The sequence below is a fragment of the Paenibacillus nuruki genome (genome assembly GCF_963311185.1).
Lineage (GTDB): Bacteria > Bacillota > Bacilli > Paenibacillales > Paenibacillaceae > Saccharibacillus > Saccharibacillus nuruki.
This window is the reverse complement of sequence record NZ_OY725677.1, coordinates 3889642-3903751: the sequence shown is the minus strand read 5'-3', so window position 1 is coordinate 3903751 and position 14110 is coordinate 3889642. Positions and strand designations below refer to the sequence as shown.

Below are 14110 nucleotides of genomic sequence, written 5' to 3'. Positions count from 1 at the left end.
AGCTAGTGATGTAGCGGAGATATTGGCTCCTAATCACTAGCTTTTTTGATGTAGATTATTTTTTATTGTAGAGATTCGACTTCAAATACAGGAATAGTTACATTAGCATCCAGATTAGCAGGAGCGTCAGGTGTATCGACTCCATAATCTGGTTCTTGCATTAACCCTGTCTCATCGGTAGGTACTGTGTTTTCTTCTGTAGAAAAGTTATTTTCTGCTGAAGGATCAGTTTCATTGTTACCTGATGAAGATGTGAAAGGTTCAAATTCTCCTCGGAACACACCGGATACGAGGAACGTGCCTGTTGCCCAATTGAGCGCACCACGAAGGCGAATATATTGCTCACCTACTAATGCTATCGCACCCTGATCATCAACCGATACGATATTGGCTTCAAATGAAACAGGTTCATTGAGATAGCTAGTTAATGTAGCTCCATCAATCGAAGTATATTCATTCTGTGTCTCTGTACGTGTATACTCTCCGTCTTCATTACGTGTATAGATCGCTGTCTGTCCTTTAGGAAGATCAGATGGATTTTGCACCTGAATCGTTTGGTTATCACCGATGGTATATCCGTCAGCTTCTACTGAAAGCAGTGCACGAAAACCACTATTTTCTACAGCATAAAAAGAATAAAGAGCTGTACGATCTCCACTCGGCTCCGTTTGAATCTCAATAACAGGTTGATCGGGTGTTCCTAATGTATTCACAATAGCCAGCGTACGAATCTGACCAGCATTCTGTGCAATTTCTCCAGATAGAATACTGGTTGCTCCATCAGCAGTCATGCGACCAATATAGAGATGATTAGCAGAATCGGTTGCCAGTGCATATACATCTGCATTCAGCCCATTGGTGCCTCCGACCACATGTTGATACGTCACTGAAGGATTGGAACTTTGTAAAACATAGAGTGGATCACTAGAAGCCCATGCTAACTTGGTCTGCCCGATCAGCGTAGTCATATCTTGCACAGGTTGTAAGGCTTGATAAATATCAAGAGCTTGCTGATATTGGCCGGCTGTAACCAACGTATTTGCTTCACGAATTAACGAAGCAATCTCATTATTGATCGTTGTCGTTACAGGAGACGAACTTAAGTTCACAGTCGTTACCCATTGATTGAAGCTTTGAGCATGAGTCACAAAGTTACTGATCTGCTGACTTGTAATATCTTTGTTAAGAATCGTCGCTGCATTATTTTGAGCAATAGTCAGTACCCATGTTGCGCTCCAATTATGCTGGTGATACCCTTCCCAAGTGATCCGTGCTTGCTCTAGAAAAGCAGTAAAATCGCCAGCAGCAGCCAATCGTGTTAATTTGGTCTGATCATATGTTTTGAACAGTGTATTCAAGTAAGCTTGACGTGTACCTTTGACCGCTAAATATTTCTCTGGAATCATTAATAGATTCCATTTGTCGGATTCATCGGTATAATTGCGCTTTTGTATATTATGTTGCAGACCGGCTTCAAACAGTTCACGGAATGCTTGGAAATCAGTCTTGAGTTGCTCATTGATCTTCGATTCATTGGTAATCTGTTTATACTGTACGGTGTATCTTTGATCTGCTTGTTGTTGCTCACTGATCCGCTGTTGCCATAATTTATAACCATTCATATAAGCTTGAAATTGCTGGGTGCTAGCGGCAGATTGAAGCTGTTGTTGACTGGAAATTACCGTCTGTTTCCAATCGGTAATAGGTAATAATTGAAGTAACCGATTCGCAATATGTTCATTTTGATAGTGAATCGATGTGTTGGTGTTGGCTTTTTGATAAAAGGTTTCCGCTTCGACCCATTGTTGCTGTGCATAATAACGATCAGCTTCTTGCACCGCATGAATCTTTTGCGAAATCTGAATGCCTTTATAGATCGCTAGTCCAGCTGCAATAGCGCAGGCTACAATTAACAGATTGCGTAATGCAAATAAACGAATAATACTCATGAGATGCCTATTCCGGGAACAGCAGGCTCAAAATCCGAATCACCTTTATACAATTCCTGGCGGATATTCTCTAGATCGACAGCCATCGTACTGTCTTTTTGTGCAGGATCATTTTGGATCATCCGGTATAGACGAAGAAAGCGATCTTTTGGCAAAAAGCGTGCGTAACGGCGAATAAATCCTGGATACATCGTGACATAACGCTTCATTCGTACCGCTGATGACGTAACACTGACCAAAATGTTCATGCCATTTTCCATTTTCAAAATTTGCGGTTCATGGGCAATCACATAGCGGATTGCGCGATCTTTCACCATTTCACGCTTAATCTTAGCGATTTCACCGATATATTCGGCTAATAACGGATCAAAATCATGTACGATCAATGAATCGAGATCTAGATCCATATCACTGCGTAACCGAAAATTTTGTAACAGGGATAATTGAGCTAATCGTAGTCGATCATTATGCACTACAACAGCTGCTTGGCGTAACATATGATATCCTTCTACATCTTCACCACTACGTACAACCGCTACTGCTGTCGATTGATCACGTACAGTACCTTCATAGATCGTTTTGCCTTCTGTTTTGAATAGTCGGGCTAACTGCCTTAATGTTTCTTTGGATAACATGCGACGTTGTACCAGAATTAAGGCGACGATCAATACGACACCTGTAATCACAGAGATTATGATTTCGGTCATCTCTTTAGATACAACAACCGCTATAATAGTAAGAAGAAGAGCAAACAGAATTTCATTGAGCATTTTGCGCTTGGCACGTAGGCTGGCTTGTCGCATCACAGGAACAAGAGCTTGTTTGCCACAATCTGGACAGGCGTCGCCCGGTAGAATAGTAAAGTTTCGACATTTACGACATATCCGTAAAGGATCATACACCCGCCGGGTGCGATGAAGCACAGGTAATTGAATCGATTTTTTAGTGGTTGTCATGGATTAAGATCACTCGCTATACATCGTATTTATAAATAACGTCAGGAGTCAGATAACAAGGAATTGGGCAAATCTGCGCATCCGTTAGCTTCTTTGGTTAATAGTAGATAGTAATTGCTTTTCTAATTCGTCTTCTGTCGGGACACGTTTGCGTTTAAATGCGTACATAGACAATCTTATGATAACAAAAAGAAACAAAACCGCGAGACATACGTATGCAAACATATGACATTCCTTTCTTAATCAGATTTATCGAGTTTAACTTTAATCTAAGGGAGGATCGTGATTGCTCGTTGAATTATAAAATGTTCAACAACCTCACTATACCTATATTTTAGCGCATAATCTATTACAGAATAGCGAAAATGGTGAGCAATATTCAACTTTTAGCCTATAGTCCAGTGGCTTCCCCCGTCTTAAGGTGGGGAAAATATTTGGGAATATGCGTTATAATGGTATCCGGCTTGTTATGATCAAAAGCTCATATGGGTTTGTGATTTATTCTCCAAAATGGAGTAAAATGGATATTGTAATTAGAATAGTATCAAATTTTTCACTTTATGATTTTTAAGGCATGTTAAGGTGAAATTAACCAGCGCTTAATGAAAATGTCGTAAGATGGTGTATCGTAGAGCCATCTATCTATCCAGTGAAGGAGTAGACTTATGTCCCGAAGAAATACAAGTTTTATGTATATCCTGCTGGCTTTGGTTCTGTGCCTGACACAGCTGCCTAGCACGATGTTCGCTGCTTCAGCGACAACGAGCCCCAATAATTCGACTACATCTGTTGATGCCGTATTGGTACTGGATGCAAGTAATTCAATGAAATCCAGTGATCCACAACAGCTTGGTAGTGAGGCGATGAAACTATTTATAGATATGCTACCATCGCAAGGCGATCGCGTAGGAATAGTATCGTATACAGACCGCATTGAACGTGAGAAAGCATTGACTGCTATTCAGTCTGCTGATGATAAAACAGAACTGAAATCGTTTATAGATGGACTTACCCGAGGAGCATATACCGATATCTCGGTAGGGATGAAAGAAGCCGTTACTATTTTACAGGATAATGCTCAACAAGGGCATGAACCGATGATTGTATTGTTCGCGGATGGTAACAATCAGTTGAATAGTAATTCCGGGCGTAGCAATAGCCAAGCCGATACGGATCTGAATACAGCGGTAGAACAAGCGAAAAAAGATGGCTATCCAGTCTATACAATTGGTCTAAATGCAGACGGCAAGCTGAATCAAGAAGCTTTGAAAAAAATTGCCGATGATACAGGTGGTAAATCTTTTGTAACAACTTCAGCAGAAGAATTGCCAGAGATTTTAAGTGAAATTTTTGCAGCTCATCAAGAAGTTAATGTTGTACCTGTCGATTCGATTACAGGTAATGGACAATTTCAAGACGTGAAAATTCATATTCCAAATGCCAACGTAAAAGAAGCGAACATCTCGATTATGTCTTCAGAAGCGGTTGAAGTGAAATTAGTCGATCCATCTGGAAACGCCGTAGCTGTGCCATCGGATAAAGTAAGCATGTCTACTTCTAAAAGTTATTCGCTAGTCAAATTACTATCTCCAGAGCAAGGAGATTGGACATTACAGGTTAAGGGTGTCGATCAAGATAAGATTGATATTAATCTGGTGTTCAATTATAACCTGGAATTAGCACTAGATCCTATTCCGACCAAAGCGTACAGTAAAGGCGATAAGATCGATATCGTTTCTTATTTAACAAGCGGTGGTCAGAAATTAACAGATAATTCGCAAGCTAGTAGTATGAAAGCTGTACTCAATGTGACGGATGTGGATACAGGAACCACCAGTCAAGTTCCTTTAACCACAGATGGTAGTGAATTTAAAGGTACCTTTGAAGTACCAGACAACCATGTCTATCAACTGGTTGCTCGTGCAGAAGAACAAAGCTTTTACCGTGAAACAGCGCCTGTAACGATTGATGCTAAAGGTGGAGTATCAGGTAGTGGTGAACAAGCAGGCTTAGGTTTGATGACATGGATCATTATTGCAGTCGTAGCATTATTGGTACTTGCAGGCTTGTGGTTCTTACTGAGTTTCTTGAAAAAAAGAAATCGTGGATTTGTCGGACAAATGGTTATCGAGATTCGTGATGAAAATACCAGCGAACGCTCATACCCACAATACAAAAAACTGACTACATTCCGTGGCAAGTTCAACCTGCACCAATTAGTCCAACTTGCACCTGAACTTAAAGAAACGGAAAATATCGTATTCACACCAAGCAGTAACGACCGCATTATGATTCGGAACAATGCCGATAATGTGATTGAAAAATCTGCTCGTGCGATCGATGCTTCTAAAGGCTTTGAACTCAAAAGCGGTGACCGCATCACGATTGGATTGCGTCAGGTCGATAAAACGATTTTGCTTGAATATCTAACATAATAGTGTACACAAACTATTCATATGACTGATGTATACTAAAAAATTATATAATTGCTTATTCGTCATCTAGTTCTTCTTTCCAAAATCTCATAATCATTCAGTATAATAGATTATTGAAACCAAAACCCGTACTTTAAAGTATGTATCTCATGACATATATCTTTATATAATCTATTGCTTATTCCATTCTTATAATTTGTAAATTATAACCCAGCACCGGATTGCAAATCCAAGCGCTTCAATCTTTCTTCTTCCTACTCAAGCGCTCCAAAGTGGAAGGATGCACAAGCGAAGGGGATGGAATAGTTCTGAAAGTCGCCTTTAAGACTCGGATATCGACCACTCCGTGGTCAAATCAAGATATCCGATCTTACCAGCGACGGCAAGAACTATCCACCCCGCAGCGCTTGTCCTCACCTCCACCTCACCAACCAACAAAACAAAGAAAATTTAATTCGCCCAAGGGGGATCATTCATGAAACCAATCGTTAGAGAACACATTCAACAACTGGACGTATCACTTGGCGGTGGTATTGTCAGTGATAAAATACGCGTCGACACGATCGACAACCCGATTTTGATTATTGGACTTGGGGGTACTGGTATTGATGCACTATTGCGTCTGAAATACCAGATCAACCGACGCTTTAAGCTTCCAGAAGATCCAATGACTAAGAAAAAGCAAGACAAACCGGATAATGTCGAATTTCTTGCTTTTGAAACGAACGAACAAGATCGCAATAAAAAATATAAAGGTATCGGACTTGATCCAATCAATGAGTTTGTATTGTTATCCAATGCAGAGATTGGTGGATTACTTCAAAACCGTAGCCTATTAGAACCGTATATCACGGAATGGTTATCTCCAGAACTAGGGATTACTGATGGTATGAACGGCGCGGCTGGTGTACGCCAAGCAGGACGATTGCTGTTATTTACCAAGATTAATCAAGTCGTACAAAGTATCGATAAAAAAATCAAAACGTTATCTGTCGGTACGAACAAAAAATTAATGGTCTTTCTACTGACAGGGCTATCGGGCGGTACAGGTAGTGGTTGTTTCTTAGATATTTCGTACATTGTGCGTGGTATTGTAGAACGTGATTATGGCGCAGCAGGAGTAGACCGTCTGAATATGCTAGGTTATCTATTTACACCAGACGTCAACTTATCCAATAAAAGCTTAAGCGAGCATACACGCGAATATATTCGCAAAAATGGATATGCTGCTCTAAAAGAGCTCGATTACTGGATGAATGTAGACAGTCGTGGGGAACGTTTTAAACAGCAATACGGCAGTATACTGAATGTCAATTCGCCACTGGCTCCATTTAATCTATGTCATTTGATCTCAGCGACGAATACTGAAGGTAAATTGCTTGAAAATGCATACGATTATTGTATGAATGTAACTGCTGAGAATATTACCAACTTTATGGCGAGTGAAGAAAAAGCATCTGGTGAAGAGTTTGCGATCCATGATTATATCAGTAATATTCGTACCAATATTGCACAGATGAACCGTGCGTATCCTGCGAACTATGAATATAACATTATCGGTGCATCTTCTGCGGTCTTGCCGATCGAAGAAATGACAACCTATCTTGCATATCGTCTGTTCCAGAAAATGGACAAAATGTTCGATCAAGCGCCAGATCAAGAAGCGGTAGAGAACTTCGCTCGCAAACTAGGTGTAGATGTCGAGACTATGACCAAAACATTCGAATCTCGTGTTCCAGAACCATTGCCTGGATTTGAAAATAGTGAACGTCTCAGCTTCAACAATGTAGTCAAAATGCAAGCTGTGAATATGGATACGGAACTTGAGCAAACATTCTTGATTCGTGCTCGTGAAGAATACATCAAAGCGAAGCAACAATTGCCAGGCGAGATTGTCGGACAATTTTCGGATCAGATTCGCCGTATGTTCTTGCATCCAGAACAAGGTCCTTTCTATGTATCACGTCTGTTGTACTCAGAAAAAGGATTCTCATTACTGAAAATGCTACTTTCGTATATCGAAACCTTGCGTGAAAGTCAGACTCGTATTCCTCGTGATATCGAATCAGCGGCTGATTATGCCAATGAACGTCTAGGCGATGCGAAAAGTGCTTTTGTATCCAAAGACAAAAAGAAAAATGTATATATTGAAGCTAAAATTGATGAATACTGGTTGCGCGCTGATGTAGAACGTACTCAACAAATGATCGAATTTTATGAAGATTTGTATGAAATGTTGAATCGTGAAAATAATCGTATTTATGGTGTATTTACCGAAGTACTGAATGCATTAAGCTCTATTTTCGAGAAAAATGGTGAGTTGTTGACCAATGCGAATGAACAAGAAGATCATCGTGGTAACAAAACGTACTATTGGAATCTAGTCAGCGTACCGGATATCTCTAAAGCGGTAAGCGATATTATGGATAGCAAAGATGGCGATGATCTCATTCGTGATTTCTCTGCACAATTGCTAGAGCATTCCGATCAATGGGTGAAAGAGCAAGAAGTTGATATTGTACGTTCGATCTCTGATTTCTTAAGCGACAAATTCGGTGATCTGATCACACGTTCGATGGAAGATTTCTTAGTGATGAAATACGGTCAAGATGAGCCGATCGAGAAATTTGTAGAACGTACCATTGCTAGTAAATTGGACGATGAAGCTGTACCGGTGTTCCATTTGAGCAATAGTGCAGGTAATCTTCATTTCCCTTCATGGGGATTCGTGTCTGTTCCTGTTCAAGCGCCGAGCATTTTGCGTGGTGTTCGTAACTTCCAGAATAATGCACTGGGTAAATCCCACTTTACGATTAAAGAAAGTAAAGTGAAAAATCGTATATTCTGGTTGAATACTCGTAACGGTGTACCATTGTTCGTGTATACACCACTGAAAGTGTATGAAGAGAACTATGAGCGTACGATTCTTGACCGTGAAGGTATTGGCCGACATTTGGTACAGACGGAGAAAGAAAACTGGACGTACTTGCCTTCACCGATCCCTGAACAATCATGGGGTGAAACGTACACTAATGCTCGTGTACAAAGTTACAATGCTCGTGTGCGTGCAGATTATGCTCGTGCGAAGCAACTAGGCATTATCGTTGAAAAAGATGCAGATCAAAACACCAGCAGTCGTTTTGCGGTTCATTTCACACAATCATTCGATCTACTTGCTGCATTAGCTAGTTATGATATGCGTCTGGATGCAGCTCGTCCGAATCTGGGTGAGGTTAAGCGCGCGCTAGCTGAATTGAGACGCTTAATGACAGAAGGATTGCCACATGAATCGACGAAAGATATTTTCGGTAGCTTTAACGAAGATCTAGCACGTGAAAACTTGATTCGTTCACCAAAAATGATCGAACGTGTACGTGCAGAACTGGCGAAGTATGAAAGTATTCAAGCTAAAATTGCCGAATTAGAAGGTATGTTAAGTCGTTATGAAGGTGAAGAAAAACTGACTGATCAGTTCTTACAAGCCCTTTATACCGATACAATTACCAAAAAAGGTGCATTGTACGTATATGATCGTGATCCAGAAGAAGAAGCATGGGATGCTTTTGCAAATCTGATGAAGAGCCGTAATTTTGTGGAATTTGAAGTGTTTGAACATTTCCGCAATCTCGATCAGAAAAACCGTGCGACATTGATGCGTAAAGCCGATCGCCGAGATAACGAGATGACTTCATCCGAAGATATCGCACCACTTCTTAACAAATTGGATGAATTGTATGAAGCGTATCTAGAAGCTAGAGATCGTCTGGAATACGAACGTGTTGAATTGGCTAATGGGGATGAAGCTTACCAATTTTACAAACAAATGGTTACGAAATTAAGCGATATTCGCCGGAAGTTGAAATAAGATGGACGTTCGGCTGAAACAATTCGCAGATGCATATGCTGCTGACGAGGAGAAAACAGCCGGGCAGGGAGATGGGCGGAGCAGTATTCACTACCCCGCCGTTTTCCTGTTTATCGGGGATCTGATTCAAGATGCTGTACGTCCTGTTATGCAGATTAATGCTCAGAAGTGGGATAATAGTGCTGGTGTCATGTATGTCGAAATTGCTCCTGAACCGACAGGAGAAGAGCAGCAAGCTAGACGTGCTAAAGAAGCTCGTTATGAGCAAGAACATGTTACTTCTATGCGTACAGGTCAGACTACAGATGCTTTAGAAGCGCAAAAAATTACGACTTTTTTATCCCGTCCTACTGTTAATGATCATCACAAAAAAACGCAACGCCCTGATTGGCATCATCATTTTCAAAAAGATGGCAAGCATCTGCTGGAACTGAATCGTACGTTCCGGCAGGCGGCTCGCCGTTTAGCTGAGTTCGGACGTATGTATTCTTCGTTTGATCGATTGCATGTCTCTGTGATTACACGTGTCGATGATCCGATGAATATCCTAGTTCCTGAGATATCATTGTTAGCTCGTTCGATTCTAGGACAGTCTTTCAAGTCTGTACAAATGGATATGTATGCGCTCATATATGAAGGTGATCAAGAAGAACTGTTCGGTTATTCCATTTCAGCAGGTGTTGCTTTTTTAAAAGAATTGGAACATATACAATCAGCAGATTATACACTGACTGCGCCGTTACAACGTACTGAAGACGAATTGGCCGTTATGGTACAACATTCGCCTTCTCCATTATTCGAACTGGCTTATGTATTATCTGATCGTAATGAACGAGGTATCTCGGTCAATGGTGGAATGGAAAGTAGCTACGATATTATTTGTCGGATCAGTCTGCTCAAAAACCGTCAGCGTCTGGAAACAGGTGGCGAATCTTCTGTTTATGGATCAGATTACAATAATAATGCGTTCAAAAATAATGTGCGTAATGGAGACGGCAATCAAGGCTTAGTGTCTGCTGGATTTGCTAGAGTCAGACGACCTGATCGAGCGATTGCTTTGACTGTGTTAGAGCAATTCTTTTACGGCATCATGAAGCGGATGAAGCATTCAACGATTGTGGGTAGCCGTGAGAAGTTCGAATTATTAGGTCTTGATGAACAGCGTATGGATGATCGAATAGATCATTTTGTACCTAATAGCAGTCGTCTAGAAGATATGAATGGTCTTATGACCCGAGCGACAAGCTTTAATCAGCTCAAATCAATGAGTCTTCGTGAAGCAGAACATGCTCTGTTCGAATATGGTGGCGAAAGCTTTTTCCGTGATAATTATGAGCAAGAAATGATTAAGCGGATCGAACAATGGGATGCTGGACGTGAACTGCAAGCGAATATCACAGAGATGCTTCGTCAACATTCTCATATCCATTTCTATCAGTTAGCAGAATGGACCGATGAATCAGGAGAACATAGCATCTGGCAGGATTATCATGCACGTACTCGCGATCTAATGAATACCTTAGAAAATGCACAAGCCGAACTGGATGAATGGTACAACAGTCGTGCAGACGATTTATCATTCCAGCGATTACCTTTTATGGAAAAGCACAATATTCGTGGACTTACCCGTGCATTGATTGATACGATTTATCCACGTAAATTGCATATTTTGCGTTTGCAAACTAGATTACGTTTGTATCGCCGTTTTGAAGAGCATCTGGCTACTGTTCATCGTGACAGTATGCAACAGGTGAAAAGTATGGATACGCTCGGTTCTAATTTACAAGTAGCTGCAACAGATAGTATTCGTACAGCAGATGATTATATCGGGCAAAATATCCATGATTACTACAGTCGTCTAACCGCTGAAGTTATGGATGAAATTGAAGAAAAACGTGGAGATGGTGCCTTTTTCGAAGAGCGAAGTGTAGGCGACGTAACGTTATGGTTACAGCAAGGAGCTTCTACTCTATTGGAACGTCTGATGGACGTGTGCCGTAAAGAATTATTAGCATCCCGAGCATTTACACAGACCTTTGAACAGGAATTATTAAATCGTGCTAATGTTACGATCGCATACGAGAATAAACAAGCGTTATCGCAAGAAGATTTGTTCAAAGAGTTGTATCGTACGCTTGAAGACCGAGCCGTTATTCATATTCGTCTGCTGGATTATACGCACAAACATCGTTATGAAGAAAAATATATGTTTGGTAATGCAAATGGTGAATTTGTACGGTATGCCGCAGGTGTCGATAATACAACTCGTATTTACAAAACAGGATTTGTCCATGAAGATCGCACCAGTGGTGTAGAAAAGCTGAATCTGATGGGTGGATTTACAATTGAAGACTTGATTTACTATCGTAATGGTAAAACATATTATGATACGTATATTGCAAATGGGTATGATTTTCATGTATAGCTTGTACGTTGGTTTGACCGCTTTGGGAAAAGAATCACTCTTGTCGTCGCTGTTCCAAATCGATCGCTTCGCTCTTTCAGAGTGATTCTTTTCCCTCCGCTCAGAGCGGGGAGTACATGCTAAAAATTCAATACAGTAGCATTTGCCTGGCAGGGTGGGGTAAGAAGAAAGAAAAGAACAAGTTACTTGAAAGTTGGTTTCTTGTTTTATTTAAGACACCATGTGATGAGTAAAAAATAAGGGATTTCTAAGCTTTTATATTTTTTAAAACTATGTAGCCACTTACCACGTAACGAAGAGGAAAAGGATCATCTTTTCCTCGAAGTGGTCAAACTTACATCCACTCTCTACATAGCTTTTTTATATCACCACCGCACTTTATTTAAGGTTGAAGTTTAATTCAGAAACTCCAACTACTCAAAGTCTATAAACGAAATTTCACCTACTCCAATGAAAGGGGAGATGCCACATATGCAACGCAAAGTGAATTGGCTTATGCTATTATTCAGTCTGATTGGAGGCGCGATTGGCTTTATTTTGGGAGAATGGTTGATCCATTCTTATTTTGATCGGATGCCGCGTGTGATTCTAATTGGATTATATTTCGGAATAATTAGTTTGTTTATTGGTGGGTTCTGTTTGTTAGCTGAAACGATTTCACCGAAATTAAGTGGGGCTTCATGGCGTCAACGTTATGCAGGGCTTTCCTGGAAACTATTTGTACCTGCTACATTGGTTCTTATGTTTCTGGGAGGTCTTGGAGGCGAAGCGATTTACCAGATCGGATTTAATGGAGTAAAGTCGATTCGTGATGTTGTCGTGGTAATTGATAACTCTGGTAGTATGCTAGAAACAGATGCACAAAATCAACGTTTTCAAGCGGTTAAAAATATGGTCAATTCAATGGATGATGATAAACGTGTAGGTATTATCGGATTCAGTGATCAAGCCAATGTGGTTTTGCCATTGACCGAAATTAATGATGCATCCAAACAGCAGATTACGACTACAATGGATGCAATGAAAACAGATAACGGAGGTACTAATTTTACAGGTGCTTTAGAAACAGCAATGCAACAGATTACAGCTCAAAATGACGACACTCATGGTACCGTAGTGATCATGTTGTCTGATGGATATAGTGCATTGGATTCTTCAGCACTGGCTCCTTATCAAGCTAAAGGAATCTCGATTAATACAGTAGGGTTGAATTTGACAGATGCAGGTGGAACCAATCTACTGACAGATATTGCTAGTCAGACAGGCGGTAACTACTATAATGTATCTGATGCTTCTCAATTACCACAGACGTTCCAACAAATCTACGATACATTAGATAAACGTACACTGGTCACAGAACGTAGTGAACCGTTTTACAGCAATCTCTACTATGTTATTCTACACGTGATCCTTGTTATGTTATTAGGAGCATTAATGGGTGTCGGTATGGGATTAATGTTTGATAACCGTTTTCTGGCACGTAGCTTTGGAATTGGTGGTGGAGTCGCCGGTCTGCTGGCAGGCTGGTTACTGGAATGGGGTATCGGCAAAACGGATTGGACGGATGGAGTCGTACGCTTTTTAGCAGTGATGATTCTAGCGTTTATTATCGCTATATTTACACTGGTGGTACCTATTGGTGAAAATAGCAAACGAATGATCAAACGCAGTTCTACACCAACGCCACCTACACCTTCTGAAGGCCCACGTCGCCGCCGGGGAACAAGTAGTGGTACATTCCAACGTTAATTCTAACTTTTTAAAATATAATTCAAGCTATAGATAGATGCAGACCAGGAAAGGGGATCTTTACATGCTGTATACCGAACTGAAAACCAATCAAGGGATTCATGGATTGACCGGACAAGCGCAAGACGGATTATGTACATTGCGATGGTTATGGCCACGTGATGCTGAAGCTGTCTATATCGAAAAAGTAACGCAGATGTCCGCAGTTGGCGAAGAAGAGTATAGTCAGTCGGATCAGCCAGATTCTGCTCCTGCCAGTCTGCGTCTATACACTAAAGAAGAATATAAAGCGAATAATGGCTCTTATACAGAACGAGTCGATCATTTTGGCAGAATGACTTATACCGTCTATCTCACGTATGAAGAACAAGGAGAAACGGTACTGGTGCGTCAACCTGACGGTCAAAATACGATAGAACTCAGTGCAGGAAAAGCTAAAATTTACTATTCGATCAAACAACAAGGAACATGGTTTGGTAAACGTAAAACAGTTCGGATCGAAGTTCATGCAGAAGTTCCTATTCCCAAAGAAGTATTATGTTATGTGAAAAAAGAAGGCGGCTATGCTACAAACAAAGATGATGGCATTATTTATCCTTTTGCAGCTCCTTTTCAAGCAGGACGTAACGAATTGCCAGCGATTGAAGTAGGCAAAAATGAATATGTAAGACTCTTTTTTACCGATGGACGTACATATGGACAGATGTACGAATTGATTTTGGAGTAGGGGG

The 14110-nt window shown here is 40.7% G+C and carries 7 protein-coding genes; 5 read left to right on the top strand and 2 right to left on the bottom strand.

The genetic code is table 11. From position 1 onward, the window contains the following. Positions 1-62: 62 nt before the first annotated feature. Positions 63-1949: a hypothetical protein gene (locus RCP16_RS17280; protein ID WP_308640908.1), complete on the bottom strand. Its 1887-nt coding sequence runs from the start codon at positions 1947-1949 to the stop codon at positions 63-65. Beyond that, positions 1946-2905 (bottom strand): hypothetical protein, encoded by a 960-nt coding sequence (locus tag RCP16_RS17275; RefSeq protein WP_308640907.1) that lies wholly within the window; start codon positions 2903-2905, stop codon positions 1946-1948. Before RCP16_RS17275 ends, RCP16_RS17280 begins: the two co-directional genes overlap by 4 nt. Positions 2906-3570: 665 nt before the next feature. On the opposite strand from RCP16_RS17275, the gene RCP16_RS17270 reads away from it, so the two are divergent. From RCP16_RS17270 to RCP16_RS17250, 5 genes are all read left to right on the top strand, one after another. Continuing rightward, positions 3571-5340 carry a vWA domain-containing protein gene (locus RCP16_RS17270; RefSeq protein WP_308640906.1) on the top strand — a complete coding sequence of 590 codons (1770 nt, stop codon included), beginning with the start codon at positions 3571-3573 and terminating at the stop codon, positions 5338-5340. 475 nt (positions 5341-5815) lie between these two features. Then, positions 5816-9205 carry a tubulin-like doman-containing protein gene (locus RCP16_RS17265; protein WP_308640905.1) on the top strand — a complete coding sequence of 1130 codons (3390 nt, stop codon included), beginning with the start codon at positions 5816-5818 and terminating at the stop codon, positions 9203-9205. Position 9206: 1 nt separating this feature from the next. After that, complete coding sequence (locus tag RCP16_RS17260) at positions 9207-11630, top strand: transcription initiation factor TFIID (RefSeq protein WP_308640904.1); 2424 nt, start codon at positions 9207-9209, stop codon at positions 11628-11630. 471 nt (positions 11631-12101) lie between these two features. After that, positions 12102-13379, top strand: coding sequence for a vWA domain-containing protein (locus RCP16_RS17255; RefSeq protein ID WP_308640903.1), 1278 nt, complete (start codon positions 12102-12104; stop codon positions 13377-13379). A 64-nt stretch (positions 13380-13443) separates the two neighbouring features. Then, the gene (locus tag RCP16_RS17250; protein ID WP_069329622.1) at positions 13444-14106 is read left to right on the top strand and encodes a beta-mannanase; all 663 of its coding nucleotides are present in this window, start codon (positions 13444-13446) and stop codon (positions 14104-14106) included. The last annotated feature ends 4 nt before the right edge of the window (positions 14107-14110 follow it).